The sequence below is a fragment of the Streptomyces sp. NPDC107500 genome, assembly GCF_055582785.1.
On record NZ_JBVJPF010000007.1, the window covers coordinates 264,597 to 289,683 of the forward strand.

A 25,087-nucleotide genomic window follows, 5' to 3' on the forward strand; every position below is an offset into this window, starting at 1 on the left:
GCCGTCTGCCAGGTATTCGTCGCCGGGAGGGAGAGGTATGAGGGGAGCGCGGGTTTTCTTGCCCGGAGAGGTCCGCGGTCGCTCGGTGCGCGTTCGGTCAGGGTGCCCAGGGGGCCGCGATGCTCCACGTCGCGTCGGCCGTGAGGGTCTGCGGGCGGTTGTAGGTGCCCGGGGCGCCGCTTCCGGAGGCGATGTACACCGCGGACTCGAAGTGCCGTAGATAGGAGCCCGGGATGTTGATCGATTCGAAGGTGACGCCCGGACCGCCGATTCCGGGGCGGGCGCAGAAGGTGGCGTCCTGCCGGAAGAGGGCCGAGCCGTCGTCGGTCGCGGTGCGGGCCCGGCTGTCGGCGTGGCGCAGGAACCGGCCCGGGTAGTTCACCGACTCGAAGGAGTAGCACGACGAGTCAGCGAGCCCGCGCCGCAGGGTCCAGGTGGCGTCCTGTTTGAGCAGGCCGGAGCTGTTGGCGTCGACGATCTCCGTGTGGGCGAGGCTGTCGGCGTGCCTGAGGTACCGGTTGGTGTGGCCCCACGTGGTCACCCGCAGGGACTGGCGCCGGTCGGTGGGCAGCAGGACGGAGCTGCGCCACAGTGCCGGCTCCCCGGCGTTCCAGGTGGCGTCCGCGGCGAAGGACGTGCTGGTGTCCCACGGGTTCGGGCCGCCGCCGCGGGCCAGGTACACCTGGTCGGCGTAGTGGCGCAGGTAGCTGCCCGGCTGGTTGGACGCCTCGAAGGAGACGCCGCCCGCGGCCAGGCCCGGCCGGGAGCACCAGGTGGCGTCGGCGGCGAACGGGCCGCCGGTGTCGGAGTCGATGCGGACCCTGCTGTCGGCGTGCCGCAGATAGCGGCCCGGCTGGTTGACCGACTCGAAGGAGAAGCAGCGCGGGTCGGCCAGCCCCGCGACGGTGCGGAAGGAAGCGTCCTGGCGCGCGCCGTCCGCGGAACCGGTGCTCAGCACGTCGGTGCGGGCCACCGAGTCGGCGTGCCGCAGGTAGCGGTCGGTGTGGCCGGACGTGGTCACCCTGAACGAGCGGACGTGGCCGAGGGTGAGTCCGGCCGGGGCGTTGAGGTTGCGGGAGGCGTCGAGGAGCGCCGTGTGGGCCTGGCGCACCTGCCCGGTGTCGACCTTCTGCACGCGCCGGTCGTAGGTGAGCAGGCCGTTGTACTCGCCCTCCACGTCGGTGATCTCGGTGTAGACGTAGGCGGACAGCCCCTTGGTGGTCATGAGCTGCCGGACGTCGCGGACCATGCCGGTGTAGCGGTCGTTGAGCTGCTCGCTGCTGCCGACCTGCTCGTAGGCGAAGAACTGGCCGTTGGGGCTGTACTCGTGGCCGGGCGTGCGCAGTCCGATGCCGCCGAACTCGCCGAGCACCGAGACGCGGGTGTCGGAGGGGCGCGGTGCGTCGGGGCCGGTGTAGACGTGCCAGTCGATGATGTCGCCGGTGCCCGGGTCGCCCCTGGAGTCGCAGCAGTTGTAGCCGCTGTGCGGGTTCATCAGCCGGGCCGGGTCCTGGTTCTCCAGAGCGGTGGTGACGCGCCGGGTGGCGGCGAGGTCCCATTCGCCCCAGCCCTCGTTGAACGGGACGTAGGTGACGACGGCCGGTGAGAAGCGGTGTTCGTCGACGATCTCGCGCGCCTCGGTCTCGAACTGCGCGGTCTGCGCCGGGGTCCGGGCGTGGTCGAAGGCCGGTGTGGACGGGATGTCCTGCCACACCAGCAGCCCGAGCCGGTCGGCGTGGTAGTACCAGCGGGCCGGCTCGACCTTGATGTGCTTGCGGACCATGTTGAAGCCGAGTTCCTTGTGCTTGCGCAGGTCGAAGGCGAGAGCGTCGTCGGTGGGCGCGGTGTAGAGACCGTCGGGCCAGAAGCCCTGGTCGAGGGTGCCGATCTGGAAGACGAACTCACCGTTGAGCGTGGGGCGCATGACCCCGTCGATCTTCTTGGTGCCGATCTCGCGCATGCCGAAGTAGCTGGTGACGGTGTCCACCGCGGCGCCCGAGGCATTGCGCAGGGTGACCCGCAGGTCGTACAGGAAGGGGTCGTCGGGCGACCAGCGGCGGGCGTCGGGGACGGGTACGGAGAACTCGGTGAAGCCGCCGGTGGCGCGGCCCACGACGGCCGTGCCGTTCATCGCCTCGGCCAGCACGGTGTGGCCGTCGACGTTGCCCCGGGTGAAGACGCGGACCCGGGCGGTGTTGTCCGACAGGCTGGGCCGGATGTCGACGGAGTAGACCGACGACACGGGTGTGGGCTCCATCCAGACGGTCTGCCAAATCCCGGAGGTGGGCGTGTAGAAGATGCCGCCGGGGTTGTTCACCTGCTTGCCGACGGTCTGCTTCTCGCCGCGCCCGTCGGTCGGGTCGTAGACGCGCACGATCAGTTCGTTGGCGCCGCTCCTGAGCTGCGGGGTGATGTCGGCCTCGAAGCGGTCGTAGCCGCCCTTGTGGGAGGTGACCCGGGTGCCGTTGACCCAGACGGTGGCCTCGTGGTCGACGGCCCCGAAGTGGAGTTGCACCCGTCTCCCGTTCCAGCTCTGCGGGACGGTGAAGGACCGCTTGTAGAACATCAGGTCCCGGTTGTCGTTGCGCATGATGCCGGACAGGGCCGACTCCACCGGGTAGGGCACCAGGATGCGTTCGGGCAGGGTCTGGCCGATCGGCGGTGCGGCGTCGCGGTCGACGTTGCCCGCGCCGTCGGCCGGCGGGTTGAGGAACTCCCACTCCCCGTTGAGCGACTGCCACTCGGGCCGCGTCATCTGGGGTCTCGGGTACTCGGGCAGGGGGTTGGTGGTGGACACCTGGCCGGTCCACGGAGTCGAGAGCGGAGGTGTCTTGGGCATGACAACCGCAGAAGCGGTGCCGCCGAGCAGTACGGCACTTCCGGTCAACATCAGCAGAGCCGCCAGACAGGCGATGAGACGTCGCATCGAACTCCTCCTGAGCGCAGGGGCACACGTGGGTGAGCGACTGAGACGCGGGGAACGTAGCACGGAAACAGACTTCAACGAAGTCCCTCAGTAAGAGCTAGAAACAAACATTTTCCTTCAGCGAGAGCCAGGGCGTCACTCCTGTTTACATCGATGTACACGCGGCTCTACCCTGGCGCGGATTTCGTCCTCGCGGGAAGGAAGACCGTCGTGATCCTCCGCCTGTACCACCTCCTCCGGCGCGCCCGTACCCGGGCCGCGCTCTGTCTGATGACCGGCGTCCTCGGCCTGTCCCTGGCCGTTCCCGCCACCGCCGGCACACCGCAGGTGTCCGGCCGGTCCCCGGCCGCCTCCCCCGCCGCCACGGGAACGCCGTTGCGTGACGGCACCGGTCTCTACCCGCGCGCCGTCCGGCTCGGGCACAACGGCGCGGCCAACGGGCGCGTCCTCGCGAGCGTCGTCACCTTCGACGGCAACAACGGCGTCGGCGCCATCCACGAGAGCACCGACCAGGGTGCGAGCTTCCGCGAGGTCGGCCGGGTCGTCGACCCGGACTCCGCGGCGGGCCAGGGCCTGTGCTGCGCCACGCTCTTCGAACTGCCCCGGCAGGTGGGCGGGTTGCGGGCCGGCACGCTGCTGTGGGCCTCGTCGGCCGGTCAGGACGAGCAGGACCGCCGGATGGCGCTCAGAATCTGGCGGAGCGACGACGTGGGGCGCACCTGGTCCTACCTCTCCTCCTGTGCCGTCGCCGGCGGCACCGGCGGCCTGTGGGAACCCGAGTTCTCGGTGGCCGCGGACGGCGCGCTGGTCTGCCACTACGCGGACGAGACGGACCCCGGGCACAGTCAGAAGCTGGTCGCCGCGCGCAGCTACGACGGCGTCCACTGGCAGGGCCACCACGACACCGTGGCGAGCGGAGTGTCAGCGGACCGGCCGGGCATGCCGATGGTGCGGCAACTGCCCGACGGCAGCTACTTCATGAGCTTCGAGATCTGCAACCCCGGCGGCCAGTACCAGTGCGTGGTCCACTTCCGGACCTCGGCGGACGGGTGGAACTGGGGCGACCCCGCCTTCCTCGGGTACCGGCCGGAGACGGTGGACGGCAAGTACCTCCGCGCCGCGCCCACCGTCGCCTGGGCACCCTCCCCGGACGGCGCTCCGAACGGACGGCTGCTGCTGATCGCGCAGCGGCTGCTCAACAAGGACGGTACGCCCGCGGCGGACAGCGGCCGCACCATCCTCGCCAACACGGAGAACGGCAGCGGGCCCTGGTACGAGATCGAGGCGCCGGTCGCGGTGGAGGCGCCGGAGGTCAACTACTGCCAGAACTACAGCTCGCCGCTGCTGCCCTCGGCGGACGGCCGGCGGGTGCTGGAGATCGCCACCGACTGGGACGGCTCGGTGTGCAAGCCGTACTTCGCCACCGGGAGTCTCACCGGCACCGGTGACGCGGCGGGCGTCGTGGACGGCGCGCTCCACCGGCTGGTGAACGCGAACAGCGGGCACTGCCTCGACGTCGCGGCCGACTCGCGGGAGCCCGGGGGCAACGTCCAGCAGTGGACGTGCAACGGGCTCGGTCCGCAGGACTGGACCCTGCGCGCCCGCGGCGGCGGCCACTTCACGCTGACCGGCCGGAACAGCGGCCACTGCCTGGACGTGGAGAACGGCTCCACCGCACCGGGCGCGAACGTCCGGCAGTGGCACTGCAACGGGTCGGCCGCCCAGGACTGGCGGCTGGAGAACGCGGGCCGGGGCTACTACCGGCTGGTCGCCCGCGCGGGCGGCCGGTGCCTGGACGTGGCCGAGGGCTCCCGGGCACCGGGCGGCAACGTCCAGCAGTGGACCTGCAACGGCCTCCAGCCGCAGCTCTGGCGGCTGCTGCGGGTCTGACCGGCGCGGATCACGGTGTGGCCCGCCGGGCGGTGCTGCCCCGCACCACCAGTTGGGTGGGGAGTTCGAGCCGGAGCCGCTCGGCGGGCTCGCCGTCGATGATGCGCAGCAGGGTGTGGGCGGCCATCGAGGCCATGTCCTGCAACGGCTGGCGGACCGTGGTCAGCGGCGGGTGGGTCCAGCGGGCCACGGGGAGGTCGTCGAAGCCGACGAGCCCGACGTCGTCCGGGATGGCGTAACCGCGTTCGCGCAGCGCCTCGAAGGCGCCGAGGGCCTGGAGGTCGCTGGCGGCGAAGAGGGCGGTGGGCGGCTCCTCCCCGGCGGCCACGGCCGCGTCCAGCAGGCGGGCCGTCTCGGCGCGGCCGGAGGTGTCGTTGAACTCCCCGTGCGGCACCCAGCCCGCCGGCACCGGGAGTTCGGCCGACTCCATGGTGGCGCGGAAGCCGTCGGCGCGCGCCCTGCTGCACAGCACGTGCCGAGGGCCGGCCAGGTGGGCGATCCGGGTGTGGCCGAGGTCGATGAGGTGCCGGGTGGCGCTCACCGCGCCCGCCCAGTTGGTGGCGCCGACGGTGGGGACCAGCGCGTCCACGCTGCCGACGGGGTCGAGCAGGACGAACGGGACCTCCAGCGCGGCCAGCCGTTTGCGCTGCTGCGGGGTGAGGTCGGAGACGACGAGGATCGCCCCGTTGCTGCGTCGGGCGGCGAGCTGGTCGATCCACTCCCGGGTGTCGGAGCTGCGTCCGTGCACCGCCGACAGGACCATGCTCGCCCCGGCCTCATGGAGCACCTCGTCGACCCCGCGGATGATCTCCACCGACCAGAGGCTGTCGAGTTCGTTGAGGACGAGGTCGACGACGGCGCCACGGCGGCGGGTGGGACGGCGCTGGTATCCGAGGTGTTCCATGACCGCCTCGACGCGGTCCTTGGTGTCCGTGGAGATGTCGGAGCGCCCGTGCAGGACCTTGGAGACGGTGGACACGGACACCCCCGCCTCGGACGCGATCATGCTCAGGGTGACCCGGGCCCGGGCGTCGGGCTTCTCCGCCGTCATGCGAGTGTCATTCGAGGTGTCCGTTCCGCTGGGTGGTGCGTACTCCGCCACTCCGGGGGCCGCCACGCAGGAGTCTGCCACGGTCCCTCCGCCGGGCTCACCTCGCCTCGTCGGGGCCGGGCGGGGTGTGCCGGTACTCCGCCCAGGCGAAGTCGGCGGTCATCCGGGCACCGGTGAGGTCCTGGGCGCACAGCCCGGCGAAGGCTCCGGTGAACCCCCACGCCGTGAAGTGTCCGGTCGACGGGTCGCCGAGGGTCGCGCTCTCGTCGGAGAGCCGGGTGACGTCGAGGTCGGGACCGGTCCGGCGCCAGCCCGTCGCCCGGCTGCCGCGCCAGGCGAAGGCGCCCTGCGCCCCGCGGACCGTCAGCCGCAGGTCCACGGCGCCGGGCGGTACCGCCACCGGGGGTGCGGGCTCGAAGTACCGGCCGTGGGCGCACAGTCCGACGCGCAGCACCCGGCCGAGGTTCTCGTCCCAGGTCAGGTGCAGATAGTGCCAGAGGGTCGAGTTGTAGTAGTGGACGATGCCCGCCATCTGGAGCGGTGAGCGCGGTGCGGCCTCGAGTCGGGCCGAGAAGACGAAGTCCTTGGCCTGCTGGCGCCGCGCCACCAGGCTCTGGCCGTGGGTGGAGCCGAGTGACTGGCCGCCGCGCAGCCGCAGGTGGCCCGGGCGTTGGGTCAGGTTCAGCCAGGAGGGGTCCGGATGGCGGCGCAGGGTTGCCCAGGGGACGGCGAGACGCGGCCGGTCGAAGTCGTCCCGGACGGGTGGGCGGGGTGCGGGGGCCGGGGGCAGGGCGGGTCCGGGCACGACGGTGCGCGGCAGTGGGCCGCCCCGGTCTCCGGTGGGCGGTTCGCCGTCCAGGCGCGGCCAGCCGTCGGCCGTCCACACGACACGCTGGATGGCCGTCTCCCGGCCGAGTACGCACGGGCCGAGCGGGCCGAGCGGCCGCGCCAGGAGGTGGGCGAGGTACCACTCGCCGTCCGGGGTCGTGACGAGGCTGCCGTGTCCGGCCTTCTGGAGGGGCAGCCGGTCGTGTCCGGCGGAGGTGAGGAGAGGGCCGGCCGGGTCGGCCTCGTAGGGGCCGGTCAGGTTTCTGGCGCGGGCGACGGTCACGGCGTGCGACCAGGAGGTGCCGCCCTCCGCGGTCATCAGGTAGTACCAGCCGTCCCGTCGGTAGACGTGCGGGCCCTCGGTGTGGGCGAGCCGGGTGCCGCCGAAGATCCGGTGCAGCGGGCCGGTGACCCGGCGCTCCCCGCGGTCCCACTCCTGGAGGAGGATGCCCGCGAAGGGGTGGCGGCCGGGACGGTGGTCCCACTCCATCCACAGCGCCCAGCTGCGTCCGTCGCCGTCCGGGCCGTCGTCGTGGAAGAGGGACGGGTCGAAGCCGTGCGAGGGGAAGGGCGCCGGGTCGGACCAGGGTCCGTCGAGGGCGGGGGCGGTGATGACATGGTTGCGTACGTCCTTGAAGGCACCGGAGAGGTTGGTGACGTCGCTGTAGACGAGGTGGAAGAGTCCGTCGCTGTGGGTCAGGCAGGGCGCCCAGACGCCGCCGGAGTCGGGCCGGCCGGCCAGGTCGATCAGGCGTTCCTCGCGCAGGATGCCGCCGAGCGAACGCCAGTTGACGAGGTCGCGGGAGTGGTGGACGGCGACCCCGGGGAGCCATTCGAAGGTGGAGGTGGCGATGTAGTAGTCGTCGCCGACGCGCAGGATCGACGGGTCGGGGTGGAAGCCGGGCAGGACGGGGTTGACGATGTCGGGGCCTCGCCGCCCGTCGGGCGTTCGGCTCTCGGACCGGTCCTGGCCGGGAGCGGTGGGCACGGCAGTCATGTGTTCTCCGGGGATGAGGGGTGCGTCAGCCCTTGACGGCGCCGGCCATCACGCCGGAGACGATGCGCCGGGCGAGCAGGGTGAAGGCCGCGAGGACGGGCAGGACGGAGACGACGACGCCGGCGAGCATCAGGGTGTAGTCCGTGTAGTAGCCGGCGGCCAGCTGGTTGAGGGCGATCTGCACGGTGCCGTTCTCCGGCGGCAGGGCGATCAGCGGCCAGAAGTAGTCGTTCCAGGCGAACATGAAGGTGAACATGGCGAGGACCGTCGCCGTCGTCCGCACCCCGGGCACCACCACGTGCCAGTACGTGCGCAGGAGTCCGGCGCCGTCCATGCGGGCGGCCTCGATCAGTTCGTCGGGGATGTTCTCCTCGACGGCCTGGCGCATCCAGAAGACGCCCACGGCGGAGACCAGCGCGGGCACGATCAGCGCGGACAGCTTGCCGTACAGGCCCATGTCGGTGACGAGCATGTACAGCGGGATGATGCCGAGCTGGGTCGGGACCATGACGGTGATCACCACACAGACCAGCAACGGGTTGCGGCCCCGGAAGCGGAGCTTGGCGAAGGCGAAGCCGGCCAGGGAGGAGAGCAGGACGTTGCTGACGGCGGTGGTGCCGGCGACGGCGAAGGAGTTGCCGAGGGCCTGCCAGAAGGCGGACAGCTCGAAGACGCGCTGGATGTTCTCGATCAGGTGGCCGCCGGGCACCAGGGGCGGTGTGGAGCCGGCGAGGACGGAGTTGTCGTCGTGCGAGGCGACGACGACGCTCCAGTAGAGGGGGAAGACGGAGGCGGCGGTGATCGCCGCCAGGAGGGCGTAGGCGAGGGGTCCGGCCTTGTCGAGCCTGCCCGGTCCGCGCTTCGGGACGGTCCGCAGGGCGCGGCGGCGGGCGGTGGCACCCGGACCGGGTGCCGGGACTCGGGGTGGGGTGGTGACGGCCATTGGGTCTCCAGGTTGCCGGGGCGGCGGTCAGCCGCGCTCGGAGCGGCGTGCCAGCAGGAAGTTCACGGCGGCGACGACCGCGATGACGAGGAAGAGCACCCAGGAGACGGCCGAGGCGTATCCGGCGTCGTTGTTGATGAAGCCGTACTTGTACAGCATCAGCGTGAGCGTCTGGAACTGGTGCTCGGCGCCGCCCTCCGCGTTGCCCTGCTGGTCGAACAGGAAGGGCTCGGCGAAGAGTTGCAGGCCGCCGATGGTGGAGATGACGACGGTGAAGACGACGGTCGGCCGGATGGCCGGCAGGGTGACCTTCCGGAAGGTGAGCAGGCGGCCGGCGCCGTCGATCTGCGCGGACTCGTACAGGTCGCGCGGTACGGCCTGCATGGCCGCGAGGTAGATCAGGGCGTTGTAGCCCGTCCAGCGCCACATGACCATGAAACTGATGGCGAGGTGCGAACTCCACGTGTCCGCGGTCCAGTCGATCGGGTCGCCGATCAGTCCCGTGCCCTCCAGGACCCAGTTGACGATGCCGAAGTCCCGCCCGAAGAGCTGCGAGAACACCAGGGCGACGGCCACCACGGAGACGTACTGGGGCACCAGGACCAGGGCCCGCCACACGCTCTGTGCGCGCAGGTGGCGGTCGAGGAGCCAGGCGACGCCCAGGGCCGCGAGCAGCTGCGGCACCGTGGAGAGCACGAAGATGCTGAGCGTGTTGAAGGTGGCCGTGTAGAAGTCCGAGTCCTCCAGCAGCCGGCTGAAGTTCGCGAGACCGACCCACTCCCCCGCGCCGGCGAGGCGGTCCCAGTCGTGCAGGGACACCCAGAACGTCTGGAGCAGCGGATAGAGCCCGAAGACACCGAAGACGAGGAAGAAGGGGGCGATGAACAGGTAGGGGAGCAGATGGCGCTCGGGGCGGATGCGACGAGAGGGCTTCGCCCTGGCGGGCGGGTCTGTGGTGGTGGTGGCCTGGAGCGCCATGCTGGTCTCCGAAACGGGGAGGGGCTGGAGGGCTGGGGAGGAAGGTGGCGGCGCGCTGGGGGCGGCGCCGCCCGTCCGACGTCAGCGGATGTTCTTGGCGGCTTCGTCGAGCGCCTTCTCCCACGCCTCCTCCGGGTCCGCCTTGCCCTGTTCGACGAGCTGGAGTGCGTTGCCGAACGGGATGCGGGCCTGCTGGTCCTTGGTGCCGCGGTAGTTGGGCTTGAGGCTCTTGGCGGACGACGCGAAGATCTCGCCCGTCGGGGCTTCGTTGAAGTACTCGGACTTCGTGCCCCGCACCTCGGGGTCCTCCAGGACGGGGACGAGTGAGGGCAGCGCGCCGACCGGGCCGGTGAAGATCTTCTTCTGTGCGGCGGCCGAGGTGAGGAAGCCGGCCAGTTCGGCGGCCTCCTCGGCGTGCTTGCTCTGCTTGGGCACGGTCAGGAAGGAGCCTCCCCAGTTGCCGCCGCCGCCCGGCACCGCGGCGATGTCCCACTTCCCGGCGCCCGCCTCGCCGGCCGCGGTCGCGATCTGTCCGGTCATCCAGGCGGGACAGGTCATGGTGGCCATCCGGCCCTGCTTGATGCCTGCGTTCCACTGCTGGCTGAAGGGCTGGAGGTTGGCCGACTGCTCGTCCGCCGTCGCCTCGGCGCTCGCCATGAAGAACTCACGGACCTTGGGGTTCGTCTCCCCCACGTACTGGTCCCGGGCGTCGAAGAAACCGAACTCGGTCTGGTTCATCATCGCCGTGAAGATGTTGCCCGAACTGTCGAACCAGGCCTTGTCCTTCACCCGGTCCTGGAACTTCTCCCCGGTGGCGAAGTAGGCGTCCCAGGTGGGCCAGAGCTTCCCGACCTCCGTGCGGTCCGTGGGCAGCCCGGCCTTCTCGAACAGGTCCTTGCGGTAGCAGATGGCGAGGCTGCCGACGTCGGTGCCGTACCCCATGACGAAGCCGGGCGTGCCGAGCGTGCCCTGCTCCCACTTCCAGTCCAGGTACTCGTCCTCGCGGTCCAGGGCGCCGAAGTCGGCGAGGTTGGTGAACTTGTCCTTCACCGCCCGGAACTTGGGCAGGTAGCCCTCCTCGATCGCGACCACGTCGGCGGCACCGCTGCCGGAGGCGATCTGGGTCGAGAGCTGGTTGTGGTGCTGGTCGAACTGGGAGATGCGTTCCTTGACGTCGACGTCGGGGTGGGTGCGCTCGTACTCCTCGATGAGGGGCTTGTAGCCGAAGTCGCTGAACGTGGCGACGGTCAGGGTGAGTTTGCCGTCGGCCGTGTCGGAGCCCGAGCCGCAGGCGGAGAGGGCGAGGAGAGCGGTGGCGGCGGAGAGCGCGGCGGCGGTTCTGCGGGCACGCGTACGGCCCATGGTGGTCCTCCGGAGCAGGGGGCGTGGATGAGTGGCAACAAGGTCGCCGCCCCCGAAAACAAAGTCAATAGTTTCGCGAAAACTTTAGTACTGGTCCGGTCGACCTGCGAGTTTTCCCCAACTGCGGTGGTGTTCTGCAAAGTTTCGTAGCGCCAGGCCCGCGAGCTGCCCGGTTCTACGAAAATTTCGCAGCCGGTTGACCCGGCCCCGCGCCCACCGCACCATGCGAGCGCCGTGACCCTACGAAGCGGAGACACACATGACACACAAGAGACGGGCGTTCGGCGCGGGAGTCGCCGCCGCCGTCCTGCTCGCCCTGACCGGGCTGCCCTCGGCCGCCGCGGCGGATCCGGCCCCGTCGGCCCGCGCCGACGGCAAGGTCATGCTGGTGATGGGCCAGGACAGCGACACGCTCAGCGACTACCGCGCGGACGTGCTGGACGACCCGGCGCTCGGGGCACCGGATCCCGGTGGCGTGACGCTGTACACCAACCTGGTCCTGGGCGGCTCCCCCGAAGCGCTGGCCGGGATGACCGGACCGGCCGACTGGGGCGCCGGGACGGTCGACTTCGCCCGGACGATGCGTGAGTACCCGGACGCGACCGTCGCCGTCGGCCTGTACCTCTCCGACGCCACCTCCGGCTGCACCAACCAGCCGCTGCGCGCCATCATCGGCCGCGACGACGCGGACGTCACCGCCGGGAACCCGAACCTCGTCACGCGGTACCGCGCCAAGGTCGACGAGATGATCAACCGGTTCAAGGGCTACGACCGGGACATCCTGCTGCGCATCGGCTACGAGTTCGACGGCCCCTGGAACTGCTACAACTCCGAGTTCTACAAGGACGCCTTCCGCTACATCAAGGGACGCGTCGACTCCCTCGGCGCCACCCGGGTCGCCACCGTGTGGCAGAGCGCCGCATGGCCGGTGAACACCCACCCGGACCATCCCGAGTGGAACTACGTCGTGACCGACCCCGGCCACCTGGACGACTGGTATCCCGGTGACCAGTACGTCGACTGGGTCGGACTGTCCTCGTTCTACAACTCCCGTTCAGTGCGCACCCAGTGGGGCTGCGGGACGTACGACACCGATCCGGTCGGCCTCCAGGACCGGCTCCTCGACTTCGCCCGCGCGCACGGCAAGCCCGCCATGGTGTCGGAGGCCGCGCCGCAGGGCGCCCGCACCGGCGCCGGGACCACGAGCTGCATCTTCCGCAACAGCCCGGCGCCTTCCAGTGGCCAGGCGATCTGGGACGGCTGGCACGCCGGCTACTTCGACTGGGTGGAACGCAACAAGGACGTCATCCGCGCCGCGGCCTACATCAACACCGACTGGGACGCGCAGACCCAGTGGCAGTGCGCGAGCGGCGCGCAGGCCGGCGGTCCCGGCTGCGTCAACGGCAACTGGGGCGACTCGCGCGTGCAGGCCGACCCCACCGTGCTCGCCCGATTCCTCGACGAGATCAGGAAGCCGACATGGACGCACAACGAGTGAGAACCGTCCTGCGGTCCCTGACCGCCGCCGCGCTCGCGGGCCTTCTGTTCCTGCCCGTGGGCACCGGATCCGCCCGGGCCGCGGAGGCAGCACCCACCGCGGCCGCGCCGCCCGAACTGCTCCTCGGCCAGTCCACCCGGGGTGCCTGGGACGACTTCCACACCTTCGGGCAGAACGCCGACGGCGGCTCCGTCTACTACGAGCTGCGCGGCGGCGACTGGGTGAACCCCGCCCACCGCGCGTACGCCACCCTCCTCGCCGAGCAGGGGAAGACCGTCCAGGTCGGCATCAGCTGGAAGGACAACCCACCCGGCTTCGAGGGCGGCGACGAGAACGCGAAGGCGGCACGGTCCCGGGCGGTCACCGCCGAGCTGGCCGCCGGCGGCCACACGGCCTCCCTCGACCGTCTGCTGGCCTTCACCGACGCCCACCCCGGGGCCCGCTTCAAGCTGCGGCTGGACTACGAGGTGAGCAGCTTCTACCACTGCACCGACGCGAGCTGCTCCTCGTACAAGAACGCCTTCAACCGCCTCGCGGCCCATCTCGACAGCCGGTCCACCGCGCACAACCTGGAGTACGTCTTCCACCCGGTGCGCGGCGAGTTCGAGACGATGTACCCGGGGGACGCCGCGGTCGACTGGATGGGCGTCTCGGTCTTCGCCCACGAACTGTGCCTGCCCATCTACGACCGGGGCCCCCTGTACAACGGCACTCCGCCGCAGAACTACGACGTGGCCGCCAAGCAGTGCCGCAACGCGTACATCGGCACCGACACGCACGGCAACCCGGCCGCCGTGTGGCGGAACTTCGACCACGACGCCAACGTGCTGAAGCTGCTGAAGTTCGCCAAGGACCACGGCAGGCCGGTCGTGGTCTCCGAGGCGGGCCTGATGAACTTCACGGCCGACGGCACCTCCACCGACGGCCTGGAGCAGCAGACCGGTGACCTGTGGGTGAAACGCCTGTTCTCCCTCATGAACTACCGGGGCCCGATCCCCAACATGTCCGGGACGCACGACCTGACCGGGGTGATCCGCTCGATCGCCTACATCGACCTGGACTTCCGTTACGGCTGGGACGGCATCGACGACGGGAGTTTCGACTTCCCGCCGGACACCACCTGGTTCGTCGACGGGAGGCTCTCCCGGTACGGCGCGGCGAAGGCCTCGTTCTGCCAGGGCCTGGCCGCGAACGGGTTCACCGCGCGCTGCCGGTGACGCGGTGACCGGGCGGGTGGGCCGCGGTCCGCCCGCCTTCGCCCGGGGTCACCGCCTCCCGCGGCGGGGAGCCTTCGCCGCCGCGGGCAGCACCCGGGCGCCGTCCGCCGTACTCGGCAGGGCGCTCCGCGCGGCCGCCTCCTCCCTGGCCGCCTGCTCGGGGTGTCTCGCCGCCCAGTAGGGGTTGTCGTGCGAGAGCTTGCTGGAGACCCGGCCGTACATGCCGAACGTGGCGATGAACAGTCCCATGACGAAACTGAAGATCACGTTGCTCATGCCGAAGCCCAGGACGTTGGCCGGACGGTCCAGCACGAAGATGTGCGCGAAGCCGCTCAGGAAGAAGAGCGCGCCAACCACGATGTTGAGGGTGGAGGCGACGTTGCCGCCGATCACCGCCCCGCCGAGCAGCGCAAGTCCCACCACGGTGGAGATGACGCTGAGGGCGACGTTCGTGGTCATTCCGGCGACCATGCCGCCCCCCGTGTCGAAGGGGCTGAGCGCGTCGGCGAAACCGAGGGCGGCGAAGGCCAGCAGGACGAGACCGCAGAATCCGGCACCGTAGCGGTAGACGCTCGCGAGGTGGTGATCGACGGGCAGTTCCTCTCGTAGCTTCATGCACCTGTTTCGCCGCCCGCGCCCGGGTCGGATGCGCCGGCGCGCCGTTCACCCGGGTGGAGCAGAGGGCTCGCCGCGTCCGCCCGTCGCGACGGGCGCGGTCGTGCCGATGCCCCCATGATCTCGTATCAGGGACGAATCGGAGTGAGCGCCGGAAGGAAGCGGTCATGGGAAGCACCGTGCACTGGCTCTTCGGGGACCAGCTCGGGCCGCACTTCCTCGCGCCGGGCGAACACGGGCCCGGCCGGGACACACCGCTGCTGATGGTGGAGGCCCGGTCGGTGTTCCGGCGGCGCCGCTTCCACCGGGCCAAGGCGCACCTGGTGCTCTCCGCCATGCGGCACCGGGCCGCCGAGCTGGGCGACCGGGTGGCCTATGTGCGGGCCGACACCTACCGGGAGGGTCTCGACCGGGCCGCCCGCGGCCGACCGGTCACCGTCCACCACCCGACCTCGTACGCCGCCCTCCGGCTGGTGCGCTCCCTCTCCCGGGTCACCGTCGGCCCGGCACGGGGCTTCCTGGTCCCGGCGGACGACTTCGCCGCGTGGGCGGACGGGCACGGTGGCGGGCGGCTGCGGCAGGAGGACTTCTACCGCTGGGTGCGCCGGCGGCACGAGCTGCTGATGGACGCCGACAGCCCGGCGGGCGGTCGCTGGAACTTCGACCACGACAACCGGCGGCCGCCCCCGCGCGAGGCCGACACCCTGCCGGTTCCCGCGCCCTACCGGCCGCGCGAGGACGAGATCGACGAGGAGGTCCGCCACGACCTCGACCGGTGGGAGAAGGACGGCGACGTCTCCTTCGTCGGCCGCGACGGGCCGCGGCTGTTCCCCGCCACCCGTACCGAGGCCCGGGCGGCGCTCAAACGCTTCCTGGCGCGTCGGCTGGGCAGCTTCGGGCCGTACGAGGACGCCATGCTCGCCGCCGACCCCGTGATGAGCCACAGCCTGCTGTCGTCCTCGCTCAACCTCGGCCTGCTCGACCCCGTGGAATGCGTGGAGCGCGCGGAGGCGGAGTGGCGCGCCGGCCGGGCGCCGCTGGGCAGCGTGGAGGGATTCGTCCGGCAGATCGCCGGCTGGCGCGAGTACGTGTGGCAGCTGTACTGGTACTTCGGTGAGGAGTACCGGCGGTCCAACGAACTGCGCCACACCGCCCCGCTCCCCGACTGGTGGAACGAGCTGGACGCGGACGCGGTGCGGGCGCGCTGCCTGCACACGGTGCTGGCGCAGGTACGGGACACGGGGTGGACCCACCACATCCCCCGGCTGATGGTCCTCGGCAGCCACGCCCTCCAGCGCGGCTGGGATCCCGCCGCGGTGACGGACTGGTTCCACCGCTGCTTCGTGGACGGCTACGACTGGGTCATGGTGCCCAACGTCGTCGGCATGTCCCAGTACGCCGACGGCGGCCGGATGACGACCAAGCCCTACACGTCGGGCGGCGCCTACCTGCACCGGATGAGCGACCTGTGCGGACCGTGCCGCTACCGGCCGGGCGACCGGACCGGCGAGCACGCCTGCCCCTACACCGCGGGCTACTGGACCTTCCTCGACCGGCACCGGGAGCGGCTCGGCCACAACCACCGCACCGCCCGTCCGGTGCGACAGCTGGACCGGCTCACCGACCTGGCCGACGTGCGCCGCCAGGAACGGGCCCGCGGCGACGCGCCTCCCTGAGCGACGGCCGTGAGCGACGGGCGGGAGTCCGGCGCATCCGTTCGGGCCCGCCCGGCGGAAGCATGGGTGTGCAAATGACCGAGAGCGACAAGGGGTTGTGCATGCTGGGACCGCCGTCCACGGTGACCGAGCCGGTCAGACCGGCCGACGGCCCGCTCACGGCTCGTGACGCCGTCCGGGCGGCCGAGGCGGAACTCGGCACCGTCCTCGACGCCAGGCTGCGGCAGGCACGCGAGGTCGATCCGGTGTACGCCCGCGACGTCGCCGAGCGCGTCGCCGCCTTCGTGCGGCGCGGCGGCAAGCGGCTGCGCACGGCGTTCGCGTGGTGCGGGTGGCGGGCCGTCGGCGGAGCCGGGGACGTCACGCCGGTCCTGCGCACGGGCGCGGCCCTGGAACTCGTCCAGGCGTGCGCGCTCGTCCACGACGACGTGATGGACGGATCACCGCTGCGCCGCGGCGCGCCCGCCGTGCACGTCGACCTCGCCCGCACGCACCTCGCCGCGGGGATGAGCGGTTCCGCCGACGCCTTCGGCGCGTCCGCCGCCGTGCTCGTCGGCGATCTGGCCCTGGCGTGGGCGGACGACCTGCTGACCGAGACGGCGCTCCGCTCGCCCCACGGTTCACGGCTGCACCAGGAGTGGCAGGAGATGCGCGGCGAGATGGTCGCCGGCCAGTACCGGGACCTGCACGCGCAGGCCACCGGGGCGTCGGGCGTCGACACGGCGCTGAGCGTCGCCACCCTCAAGAGCGCCCTGTACACGGTCGAGCGCCCGCTGGCGCTGGGTGCGGTCCTCAACGGTGCCGAGGGGCCCGCCCTGGACGCGCTGCGGGCGGCCGGACGGTGTGCCGGGCTCGCCTTCCAGCTCCGTGACGACCTGCTCGGCGCCTTTGGCGACCCGGCGGTGACCGGCAAACCGGCCGACGAGGACCTGCGCACGCGCAAGCTGACGTGTCTGCTCGCGGTCGGCCGCAGGGCCGCCGAGACCGGCGGCGATTCGGACGCAGCCGACGCGCTCGCCCCGGGGGCGCGGCCCGGCCCGGACGACGAGGTGCGCCGGATGCGCGACGCGCTGGAGCGGACCGGGGCGCGGGCCGTCGTCGAGGCGACCATCGCGGAGCTGGCGGCGAGGAGTCTGCGGCACTTCGCCCGGACCGGCGCCGAGCCCGCCGTGCGCCGTGAGTTCACCGCCCTGGTCGAGCGGGCGTCCGGCGTCGTCGCGGGGCGCACCACCGGGGAGGCCGCGTGAGGACGGTGACAGGCCCGACGGATCACGTGGTCGTGGTGGGCGCCGGCCTCTCCGGGCTGGCCTGCGCCCTGCACCTGCTGGGCGCGGGTCGCCGGGTGACGGTCGTCGAACGGGACGACCTGCCGGGCGGCCGGGCGGGACGGGTGAGCCTGGGCGGCTACGAGATCGACACGGGGCCCACGGTGCTGACCATGCCGCACCTGGCCGACGAGGCGTTCGCCGCCGTGGGCGACCGCCTCGACCGCCATGTCGAGCTGACGCCGCTGCATCCGGCGTACCGGGCGGCCTTCGCCGACGGGAGCGCCCTCGACGTCCACACCGACGGCGACGCGATGGAGGCGGAGGTCAGGCGGTTCGCGGGTCCGGCCGAGGCGGCCGGCTACCGCGGGCTGCGGGACTGGCTGGAGCGGCTGTACCGGGCGCAGATGCGGCGCTTCATCGACACGAACTTCGACTCGCCCTTCCAGCTGCTCCACCCCGACCTGGCCCGGCTGGCGGCGCTGGGCGGCTTCGGGCGGCTGGACCGGCGGATCGGCCGGTTCATCGCCGACCCGCGGCTGCGCCGGGTCTTCTCCTTCCAGGCGCTGTACGCCGGTGTGGCCCCGGCCCGGGCCCTCGCGGCGTACGCGGTGATCGCCTACATGGACACCGTGGCCGGCGTCTGGTTCCCCAAGGGCGGCATGCACGCGCTGCCCCGCGGGATGGCGGACGCGGCGGGCGCGGCGGGGGCCGGGTTCCGCTGGTCGTCCGAGGTGACGTCGCTGGAGCGGTCGGCGGGCCGGGTGCGGGCGGTGCGGCTGGCCTCCGGGGAACGGATCCCGTGCGACGCCGTGGTGCTGACCTGCGAACTGCCCGCCGCGCACCGGCTGCTGGGGCGCACGCCGAGGCGTCCGGTGCGGCTGCGGCACTCCCCCTCGGCGGTCGTCCTGCACGCCGGAACCGACCGGACGTGGCCCGGTCTCGCCCACCACACGCTGTCCTTCGGCGGCGCCTGGGAGGCCACCTTCGACGAACTGACGCGCACGGGGCGGCTGATGAGCGACCCGTCCCTGCTGATCACCCGGCCGACGACGCACGACCCGGGCCTCGCACCGCCGGGCCGGCACCTCCACTACGTCCTCGCACCGTGCCCGAACACCGACGTCGGGCCCTCGGCCGCCGAGTGGCGGGACCTGGGGCCCCGCTACCGGGACGGCCTGGTCGCCGAGCTGGAGCGGCGGGGACTGGACGGCTTCGCGGCCGGTGTCCAGGAGGAGTTGCTGGTCACCCCGCTGGACTGGGCGGCGCGGGGGCACGCGGCGGGCAGCCCCTTCTCGGTCTCCCACACCTTCGCCCAGACCGGCCCGTTCCGCCCCCGCAACCTGGTGCGCGGCGTGGACAACGTCGTACTGGCGGGCTGCGGTACCACCCCGGGCGTCGGCGTGCCGACCGTGCTGATCAGCGGCAAGCTCGCCGCAGCGCGGGTCACCGGCGGGGCCCGTACCGCCGCCCGTACCGTGCGCCCCCGTCCGGCGCCACGAGCCGAGCGTTCCGATGCCACCCCGACCGCGGAAGGCTCCCATGGCCCGTCGTGAACTGGATGCCGCGCACATCACCGATCCCGGGCTGCGCGCCGACTACACCCTGTGCAGACGGCTCAACGCCCGCCACGGCAAGACCTACTTCCTGGCCACCCGGCTGCTTCCGCTGGAGCGCCGCGCCCGCGTGCACGCGCTGTACGGCTTCGCCCGGTGGGCCGACGACATCGTCGACGACCTGGACCGGCACCGCACACCGGCGGAGCGCGACCGGCTGCTGCGGGTGCTGGAGAGCGACCTCGCGCACGGGCTGCGGACCGGTGAGGGGACCGAGCCCGTGGTCCGCGCGGTCGCCGACACCGCCGCTCGGCACGGCATCGAGCACTCGCTGTTCGCCGACTTCCTCGTGTCGATGCGCAGCGATCTGCACGTCACGGACTACCCGACCTACGCCGACCTGCGGGCCTACATGCACGGCTCGGCCGCGGTGATCGGCCTCCAGATGCTGCCGGTGCTGGGCACGGTCGTCCCCCGCGAGGAGGCCGCCCCGCACGCGGCCGACCTCGGGGTCGCCTTCCAGCTCACCAACTTCCTGCGGGACGTCGGCGAGGACCTGGACCGGGGCCGCGTGTACCTGCCGGCCGACCTGCTCGCCGCGCACGGTGTGGACCGGCCGCTGCTGGAGTGGAGCCGCCGCACGGGACGCCGGGACCCGCGGGTCCGCGCGGCGCTCGTCGCCGCCGAGGCCATGACGCGGCAGGTGTACCGGGCGGCGGAGCCGGGCATCGCCATGCTCGATCCACGGGTGCGCCCCTGCATCCGCACCGCGTTCACGCTCTACGGCGGGATTCTCGACGCGATCGCGGAGCAGGACTACACCGTGGTGCACCGCCGTGCCGTGGTCTCGCGCGGGCGTCGCGCGGCCACGGCCGCCGCCGGAGTGGTGGGCGTCGTACGCGCCCGCCGACGTGCCCGCGGCACGCACCCGGCGCCGCGGACGGGCGACGCGTCGCCCCGGACGAAAGGACCCGTGCAGTGAGTGACCGAGCGGACCGGGCGGGCTGGACCCCGCCGCTGCGGCGGCGCGGCCGGTCGGCCTGGGCGGCCCAGACGCCGACCTGGCGGGAGGCGCGCCCGGCACTGATCGACGACGCCCTCAAACGGGCCTCGGCGCGTCCCTCGGGCAACTGGTTCGTCGTCGGTGCCTCCCGGGACGTGCGCACCGGTGGCCGCCCCTGTGGCCGAACCGTGGGCGGCACCGAGGTGGTGCTGTGGCGGTCGGACACCGGTGAGCTGCGCGCGGGGCCCGGGGCGTGCCCGCATCTGGGCGCGCCGCTGCGGGAGAGCCGCGTGGTGTGCGGGACGCTGGTGTGCCACTGGCACGGACTGGCCCTGGACGGCGGGCCGTTCGCGGGGTGGGAGCCGTTCCCGGTCCACGACGACGGTGTCCTGGTGTGGGTCCGGCTGGACGCGGTCGGCGGCGAGGAGCCGACGGAACGTCCCGTGGTCCCGGAGCGGCCCGCGCCGGGTGGCGGGGTGGACGCCGTCTTCACGGCCGTCGGGGGGTGCGAGCCGCAGGACGTGGTCGCCAACCGGCTCGATCCGTGGCACGGCTCGTGGTTCCACCCGTACTCGTTCGTGGATCTGACGGTGGCCCGGCCGCCGCTGGGCGACGCGGACGACGCCTTCGTGGTGGACGTGTCGTTCCGGGTGACGGGCCGTCTGGTGGTGCCGGTCCGGGCGGAGTTCACCGCACCGGAGCCGCGTACGGTCGTCATGCGGATCACGGAGGGTGAGGGGTCCACGTCCGTCGTGGAGACCCATGCCACGCCACTGACCGCCGAGGGGGCCGCGCGTCCGCGGACCGCCGTCGTCGAAGCGGTCGTCGCGGCCTCCGGTCGGCGGGGCTTCGCACTCGCCCGGGCCGCCGCGCCGGTGCTGCGGCCCTTGATGCGCCGGACGGCCGGGCGGCTGTGGCGCGACGACCTCGCCTACGCGGAGCGGCGGTGGGCGCTGCGCAGCACGGGCCGGTTCCCGGGCTGAGCGCGGCGGTTCCCGGCCCGGCCCAGTGCCCGCAGTACGGGTGACCGGCCGGCCCGGGGCACCGTCCACAGCACCTGACCCCCCACTCCCCAGCCGGCGAGGAGCGCTCCGGCCGCCAGGAACCCGGTGGTGGCCGCGCGTTCCATCAGGGCGACGGGCAGGTCGCAGCGGATGGCGTCGCCCGCCAGCGTCACGTTCGGGTGGGGGGTCACGACGGTGGGCCGCCGGGAGTGGGAACCGACCGGGAACAGGGGGCAGTCCGCGCGCCATTCGTGCCGGGCGTCGACGATCCGGGCCCTCCGTGTCTCGGGGTAGACCCGGCGGAGGCTGTCGAGGAGGCGGTCCTGCACGGTCTCGCGGTGTGCGTGGGCGGGGACCGCGTAGGCGTGCAGTTCCACCACCGAGCCTCCGGTCCGGGCGGCCCAGCGGGCGGCCTCGCCCTCGTAGCGCTCCAGCACGCTGATGTTGTCCAGTCCGTCGTAGCCGCTGGTGCCGAGGAACCCGGCGCGGTCGGCGTGGACCGGCCGGTCCAGCCAGAGCCGGGAGACGAGGAAGGGCGGTGCGGTGCCGAGCGAGGCGATGTCCTCGCGCCAGGCCGGGGTGCCGAGCCCGGATGACGCGGCGGTCAGTCCGCGCAGGGCTCCGGGGTCGAGGGCGAGCACGGCGGCGTCGTACCGGTCCAGGGCGTCGTCGGTGCGCACCTCCACTCCCCCGTCGTCGTCCGGGTGGACGCCGCGCACGGGGGTGCCGGTGCGGAGGTCGGTCCCGAGGCGCTGGAGGTAGTCGCCGAGCGGGTCCCACAGCGCCTGGGGGAAGGGCTCGTCCGGCACGTCGAAGAGCAGGCCCTCGGCCGAGCCGAGGAAGTAGATGTGGAACATCAGCAGCAGTTCCGCGGCGGACAGTTCCCGCGGGTCCGCGAAGAAGCTGCGGGAGAACACCTCGAAGGCCAGATGGTGCGCGGCCTCGGGGAAGCGGACGCGTTCGAGGAACTCCGTGGCGCTCGTGGAGTCGAAACGGTCGTAGACCTCGGGCACGCGGACGTCGAGGAGCGGCAGGGCGGCCCCGGCGTCCATGGCGGCGAGGTCGCGCCAGCCGAAGGTGGGGCTCAGGGCGACGAAGCCGAGCGCGCTGAGCGGCGGGGTGCGCGGGACACGGGCGAAGCTGTCGGTCAGCCCGCCGCTGTGCCGCAGCGGGTAGTCGGGCAGGGGGCGCAGCCGGTCGAGTCCGGGGTCGGTCCGGCGCAGCAGGCCACGCAGGTTGTAGTACTGGCGGAAGAAGGCGTGGAAGCCGCGGCTCATGGTGGCCCCGGACCCGTCGGCGAGGCGGGTGGGCCGGCCCGCGAGCCGTCCGCCGAGTGTGTCCTCGCGTTCGTACAGGGTCACGCGGGCGCCGCGTTCGGCCAGCAGGGTGGCGGCGGCCAGTCCGGCGATTCCCCCGCCCACCACGGCGACCGCCGGGGCGTCCCCGGGGTCGAGGCGGTCCCGGCCCGGCGCGGGCATCACGATCTCGGCCTTGCGGTCGCGTCCGCGCCGGGCCGCCGGCCGGCCGGCGCTCATCGGGCCACCTCCACCGGTGGGGCGGCGGCACCGTTGCGGGCCAGGAAGGTGTGCACGAGGCCGGTCTGCCACCCGGCGACCGGGGCCGCGCGCACGCCGGTGAACCCGGCGTCGGTGAGGCGCGCCGTGAAGGCGGGAGCGGTGTCGAAGTGGACGACGCTGTGCCACAGGTGCCGGTACAGGGCGCGGTCGCCGCTCAGGGTGCCCGCGGGAATGATCATGCCCTGGCAGACGGCGTTCCACAGGGCGTGGTGGGTGGCCGAACCGCTGAGGCTGTACTCGTGCACGGCGAGCCGGCCGCCCGGCCGCAACAGGGTGCGGACCGCTGCCAGGACAGCGTCCGGGTCGGTGACGTTACGGAAGAGGTAGGCGGCGAAGACCGCGTCGTACGGTCCCTCGTCGGTCGTGACGACTTCCTCGGCGGTCAGGTGCCGGAAGCGGACGCGGGCCGGCCAGGGTTTGGCGAGGGCGCGCCGCAGCATCCCCGCCGAGGCGTCGACGGCGGTGATCCGGGCGCGGGGTGCGGCCCGCAGCAGGGCCCGGGTGGAGGTGCCGGTGCCGCAGCCGAGGTCCAGGACGTGCAGGCCGGCGCCGGCGCGGGGCAGCCGGAGCCGGCGCGCGGAGCGCAGGAGGTCGGTGCGGTAGCCGGGGTTGAGGGCGGTGAGCCGGTCGTAGGTGCGCGAGGCGTGGTCGAAGGCGCGTGCCAGGTCGTGGTCGCGCAGGAGTGTCATGGGTGGTTGTCTCCGGTTCGTGGGGTGCCGTGCCGGCGCCGGGGCAGGAAGGGGAGTTCGAGGGCGGTGCGGAGCATCGGACCCACGGGGGTGCGCAGGCCGATGCCCCATTCCTCCCACGGGGTGGTGTCGCCGTCGAGGAAGCGCAGCAGCCGGTGCGGCGGGATTCGCCGGAAGAGGCCGGTGAAGAAGTCGGGGCCGTTGATCCGGCCGGTGTCCAGGGCCCGCAGCAGCACCGCGTCCATGGCGAGGGCGCGCCGCCCGTGCGGAGGCGGCACCAGGGCGCGGCCCTGGTGCAGGGCCGCGGCGATCGCGCGGCTCTGCCGTTGGACGGCGGCGAAGGTGTATCCGGTCGCGGGCCGGGTGGCGCCGCCCGCGGTGCCGATCCGGAACACGGCGGGGCCCACCCGGCGGGCGAAGCGCGCGTCGGTCATCGGGATGACCCCCTGCTCCGCCGACTCCACGGTGAACACCCCGAGTTTCAGGACGTCGTGGGTGTAGTGGGCCAGCGCCGCCTCGTACGCCCCGGTGGTCAGCGGGGTCCGGGAGAACTCGGTGTACTCGACGAGCGCGCGGTCCGGTGCCAGGGGCAGTACGTAGCCGAAGGCGAGGCCGTGCGGGGGTTGCGGGACGCGGAAGTCCATGAGGTCGGCCACGCCGGGGTCGAACCGGTGCGCGTCGGTGCGCACGAACCAGCCCCGGAAGTGCTGCGCCAGCCGGGTCCGGGCCGGGGGCAGGGCGGGCCGGGGGCGGGAGTCGAACACATGGCGTGCGCGGAGCAGCCGGGATCCGCCGCCGGGGGTGGTGCAGCGTACCTCCGCCGTGCCGTCGGCGGCGTTGCGCACCGTGTCGGCCGTCGCGCGCAGGACGCGTACGCCGGGAGAACGCGCCAGCCGCGCGTGCACCAGCCGTTCGAAGTCCGTGGAGCGGAGCATGCGGTAGCGCAGGGGTGCCGGGTCGACGGTGACGGCGCGGCCGTCGCCGCCGTGGACGCGCAGGTGGGACCAGGAGGCGCCGACCGCCGCGCCGAAGTCGCCGGCTCCGTGGGTGCCATGAGGGTCGTCGGTGTCCTGATCCCAGTAGCACCAGGTCCGTTCGGGGGGTCGCAGCGGGCCGTCCGGGGCCTCCACGAGGGTGACGGTCGGGGAGGCGGGGGCCGTCAGCCGGAGCGCGAGGCTGAGTCCGGCCGCACCGCCGCCGACGATGACGACGTCCGACGTCAGGTCGGGCGCGGGGGCGGGCCGGCTCACCTGGTGCGCCGTTCGACGACGGGCGTTCCGTCCGGGTCGGTGCGGACCAGTTCGGCGTCCGCCTCCAGCGCGTCGGCGACGGCCGCCACGACCCGGTGCGGGTCGCCTCCGGCCGGCAACGGCGGGGCCGTGCCCGCGACGGGCCGGTCGGCGAAGCCCGTGTCGAGGTGCCCCGGCCGGACCTCCAGGACCGTGATGCCGCCGGTCCGCACCTCGCGGCGGGCCGCGTCGAGCCAGGTGCTCAGCGCCGCCTTGGAGGCGCTGTAGTCGGCCATGCCCGCCTGAGGGCGCCGCGCGACGACTCCGGTGAAGGCGGCGATCGCCGAGCCGGGACCCAGGACGGTGAACGATGCGCGGAAGAAGGCGGCGGGCGCGAGGACGTTGACGGCCGTCAGGTGCTCCGCGATCTCGTCGCCGACCTCCGCCGCCGGACCGAAGGCCACCGACCCGAAGGCGGTGACGACGGCGTCCAGTCCGCCCAGTTCCTTCGCCGCGCCGTCGACCGCGCGGGCGCAGGACGCGGGGTCGTAGGCGTCGAACGTGACGGTCGGGGCGCCCGGATGGGCCCGGGCGGCCGACGCGAGCCGCGCGGGGTCGCGTCCCGCCAGTGCCGGCCGCGCTCCCCGGGCCCGGAGTTCGGCGGTGAGGGCACCGCCGAGGACGCCGGTGGCACCGGCCACCAGCACGCGCGCGCCGTCGAGGTTCACTGTCCACTTCCGATCGCAGGGTCGGGGCGGCGGTCCCGCCCCTCGTCGGTGTCGT

The 25,087-nt window shown here is 72.9% G+C and carries 19 protein-coding genes and 1 pseudogene; 8 read left to right on the forward strand and 12 right to left on the reverse strand.

Annotated elements, in window-relative coordinates; all coding sequences use genetic code 11:
- Positions 1-97: 97 nt before the first annotated feature.
- Entirely contained in the window at positions 98-541 is a 444-nt protein-coding gene (locus tag ACZ67M_RS27695) for an AbfB domain-containing protein (protein WP_469853570.1), read from the reverse strand.
- Positions 542-595: 54 nt separating this feature from the next.
- Positions 596-2,926, reverse strand: a pseudogene (locus ACZ67M_RS27700) (AbfB domain-containing protein); the annotation flags it as partial.
- Positions 2,927-3,196: 270 nt separating this feature from the next.
- Between ACZ67M_RS27700 and ACZ67M_RS27705 the strand changes: the two are divergent.
- The gene (locus tag ACZ67M_RS27705) at positions 3,197-4,816 is read left to right on the forward strand and encodes an RICIN domain-containing protein (RefSeq protein ID WP_469853572.1); all 1,620 of its coding nucleotides are present in this window, start codon (positions 3,197-3,199) and stop codon (positions 4,814-4,816) included.
- A gap of 10 nt (positions 4,817-4,826) precedes the next feature.
- Here the strand turns inward: ACZ67M_RS27705 and ACZ67M_RS27710 are convergent, their stop codons facing one another.
- From ACZ67M_RS27710 to ACZ67M_RS27730, 5 genes are all read right to left on the reverse strand, one after another.
- Complete coding sequence (locus tag ACZ67M_RS27710) at positions 4,827-5,867, reverse strand: LacI family DNA-binding transcriptional regulator (RefSeq protein WP_392018041.1); 1,041 nt, start codon at positions 5,865-5,867, stop codon at positions 4,827-4,829.
- A gap of 97 nt (positions 5,868-5,964) precedes the next feature.
- The gene (locus ACZ67M_RS27715; protein WP_361359865.1) at positions 5,965-7,692 is read right to left on the reverse strand and encodes a glycoside hydrolase family 43 protein; all 1,728 of its coding nucleotides are present in this window, start codon (positions 7,690-7,692) and stop codon (positions 5,965-5,967) included.
- A gap of 25 nt (positions 7,693-7,717) precedes the next feature.
- Positions 7,718-8,635: a carbohydrate ABC transporter permease gene (locus ACZ67M_RS27720; protein WP_361359862.1), complete on the reverse strand. Its 918-nt coding sequence runs from the start codon at positions 8,633-8,635 to the stop codon at positions 7,718-7,720.
- 27 nt (positions 8,636-8,662) lie between these two features.
- Positions 8,663-9,613 (reverse strand): carbohydrate ABC transporter permease, encoded by a 951-nt coding sequence (locus tag ACZ67M_RS27725; protein WP_469853299.1) that lies wholly within the window; start codon positions 9,611-9,613, stop codon positions 8,663-8,665.
- Between the two features lie 81 nt (positions 9,614-9,694).
- A complete protein-coding gene (locus ACZ67M_RS27730; protein WP_392018032.1) occupies positions 9,695-10,975 on the reverse strand; it encodes an extracellular solute-binding protein in 1,281 nt (426 codons plus the stop codon).
- 259 nt (positions 10,976-11,234) lie between these two features.
- Here ACZ67M_RS27730 and ACZ67M_RS27735 point away from each other — a divergent pair, with 259 nt between their 5' ends.
- Both ACZ67M_RS27735 and ACZ67M_RS27740 read left to right on the forward strand, forming a co-directional pair.
- Positions 11,235-12,473, forward strand: a complete 1,239-nt coding sequence (locus tag ACZ67M_RS27735) for a glycoside hydrolase family 26 protein (RefSeq protein ID WP_469853303.1) — start codon at positions 11,235-11,237, stop codon at positions 12,471-12,473.
- A complete protein-coding gene (locus ACZ67M_RS27740; RefSeq protein WP_469853305.1) occupies positions 12,455-13,690 on the forward strand; it encodes a glycoside hydrolase family 26 protein in 1,236 nt (411 codons plus the stop codon). Before ACZ67M_RS27735 ends, ACZ67M_RS27740 begins: the two co-directional genes overlap by 19 nt.
- 48 nt (positions 13,691-13,738) lie before the next feature.
- On the opposite strand, the gene ACZ67M_RS27745 is transcribed toward ACZ67M_RS27740, so the two are convergent.
- Positions 13,739-14,305: a DUF4383 domain-containing protein gene (locus tag ACZ67M_RS27745; RefSeq protein WP_469853307.1), complete on the reverse strand. Its 567-nt coding sequence runs from the start codon at positions 14,303-14,305 to the stop codon at positions 13,739-13,741.
- A gap of 167 nt (positions 14,306-14,472) precedes the next feature.
- Between ACZ67M_RS27745 and ACZ67M_RS27750 the strand changes: the two genes are divergently transcribed.
- From ACZ67M_RS27750 to ACZ67M_RS27770, 5 genes are all read left to right on the forward strand, one after another.
- Positions 14,473-15,981 carry a cryptochrome/photolyase family protein gene (locus ACZ67M_RS27750; protein ID WP_392018023.1) on the forward strand — a complete coding sequence of 503 codons (1,509 nt, stop codon included), beginning with the start codon at positions 14,473-14,475 and terminating at the stop codon, positions 15,979-15,981.
- Between the two features lie 101 nt (positions 15,982-16,082).
- The gene (locus ACZ67M_RS27755; protein WP_469853574.1) at positions 16,083-17,228 is read left to right on the forward strand and encodes a polyprenyl synthetase family protein; all 1,146 of its coding nucleotides are present in this window, start codon (positions 16,083-16,085) and stop codon (positions 17,226-17,228) included.
- Entirely contained in the window at positions 17,225-18,802 is a 1,578-nt protein-coding gene (locus tag ACZ67M_RS27760; protein WP_392104354.1) for a phytoene desaturase, read from the forward strand. Before ACZ67M_RS27755 ends, ACZ67M_RS27760 begins: the two co-directional genes overlap by 4 nt.
- Complete coding sequence (locus tag ACZ67M_RS27765; protein WP_361359836.1) at positions 18,789-19,784, forward strand: phytoene/squalene synthase family protein; 996 nt, start codon at positions 18,789-18,791, stop codon at positions 19,782-19,784. The genes ACZ67M_RS27760 and ACZ67M_RS27765 overlap by 14 nt, the downstream gene beginning before the upstream one ends.
- Positions 19,781-20,788, forward strand: a complete 1,008-nt coding sequence (locus ACZ67M_RS27770; protein ID WP_361359833.1) for a DUF5914 domain-containing protein — start codon at positions 19,781-19,783, stop codon at positions 20,786-20,788. The genes ACZ67M_RS27765 and ACZ67M_RS27770 overlap by 4 nt, the downstream gene beginning before the upstream one ends.
- Here the strand turns inward: ACZ67M_RS27770 and ACZ67M_RS27775 are convergent.
- The 4 genes from ACZ67M_RS27775 to ACZ67M_RS27790 are packed head-to-tail and all read right to left on the reverse strand — an operon-like array spanning position 20,737 to position 25,032.
- Positions 20,737-22,344, reverse strand: coding sequence for an FAD-dependent oxidoreductase (locus ACZ67M_RS27775; RefSeq protein WP_469853310.1), 1,608 nt, complete (start codon positions 22,342-22,344; stop codon positions 20,737-20,739). The genes ACZ67M_RS27770 and ACZ67M_RS27775 overlap by 52 nt on opposite strands.
- Entirely contained in the window at positions 22,341-23,075 is a 735-nt protein-coding gene (locus ACZ67M_RS27780) for a methyltransferase domain-containing protein (protein ID WP_453437211.1), read from the reverse strand. The genes ACZ67M_RS27775 and ACZ67M_RS27780 overlap by 4 nt, the downstream gene beginning before the upstream one ends.
- The gene (locus ACZ67M_RS27785; RefSeq protein ID WP_469853312.1) at positions 23,072-24,325 is read right to left on the reverse strand and encodes a lycopene cyclase family protein; all 1,254 of its coding nucleotides are present in this window, start codon (positions 24,323-24,325) and stop codon (positions 23,072-23,074) included. Before ACZ67M_RS27785 ends, ACZ67M_RS27780 begins: the two co-directional genes overlap by 4 nt.
- Positions 24,322-25,032: an SDR family NAD(P)-dependent oxidoreductase gene (locus ACZ67M_RS27790; RefSeq protein WP_392104358.1), complete on the reverse strand. Its 711-nt coding sequence runs from the start codon at positions 25,030-25,032 to the stop codon at positions 24,322-24,324. Before ACZ67M_RS27790 ends, ACZ67M_RS27785 begins: the two co-directional genes overlap by 4 nt.
- Between the last annotated feature and the right edge of the window lie 55 nt (positions 25,033-25,087).

Coding starts and splice junctions, on each gene's coding strand:
- ACZ67M_RS27705 (WP_469853572.1), top strand. CDS start 3,197: ATGACCGGCGTCCTCGGCCTGTCCCTGGCCGTTCCCGCCACCGCCGGC.
- ACZ67M_RS27710 (WP_392018041.1), bottom strand. CDS start 5,867: ATGACGGCGGAGAAGCCCGACGCCCGGGCCCGGGTCACCCTGAGCATG.
- ACZ67M_RS27715 (WP_361359865.1), bottom strand. CDS start 7,692: ATGACTGCCGTGCCCACCGCTCCCGGCCAGGACCGGTCCGAGAGCCGA.
- ACZ67M_RS27720 (WP_361359862.1), bottom strand. CDS start 8,635: ATGGCCGTCACCACCCCACCCCGAGTCCCGGCACCCGGTCCGGGTGCC.
- ACZ67M_RS27725 (WP_469853299.1), bottom strand. CDS start 9,613: ATGGCGCTCCAGGCCACCACCACCACAGACCCGCCCGCCAGGGCGAAG.
- ACZ67M_RS27730 (WP_392018032.1), bottom strand. CDS start 10,975: ATGGGCCGTACGCGTGCCCGCAGAACCGCCGCCGCGCTCTCCGCCGCC.
- ACZ67M_RS27735 (WP_469853303.1), top strand. CDS start 11,235: ATGACACACAAGAGACGGGCGTTCGGCGCGGGAGTCGCCGCCGCCGTC.
- ACZ67M_RS27740 (WP_469853305.1), top strand. CDS start 12,455: ATGGACGCACAACGAGTGAGAACCGTCCTGCGGTCCCTGACCGCCGCC.
- ACZ67M_RS27745 (WP_469853307.1), bottom strand. CDS start 14,305: ATGAAGCTACGAGAGGAACTGCCCGTCGATCACCACCTCGCGAGCGTC.
- ACZ67M_RS27750 (WP_392018023.1), top strand. CDS start 14,473: ATGGGAAGCACCGTGCACTGGCTCTTCGGGGACCAGCTCGGGCCGCAC.
- ACZ67M_RS27755 (WP_469853574.1), top strand. CDS start 16,083: ATGCTGGGACCGCCGTCCACGGTGACCGAGCCGGTCAGACCGGCCGAC.
- ACZ67M_RS27765 (WP_361359836.1), top strand. CDS start 18,789: ATGGCCCGTCGTGAACTGGATGCCGCGCACATCACCGATCCCGGGCTG.
- ACZ67M_RS27775 (WP_469853310.1), bottom strand. CDS start 22,344: ATGAGCGCCGGCCGGCCGGCGGCCCGGCGCGGACGCGACCGCAAGGCC.
- ACZ67M_RS27780 (WP_453437211.1), bottom strand. CDS start 23,075: ATGACACTCCTGCGCGACCACGACCTGGCACGCGCCTTCGACCACGCC.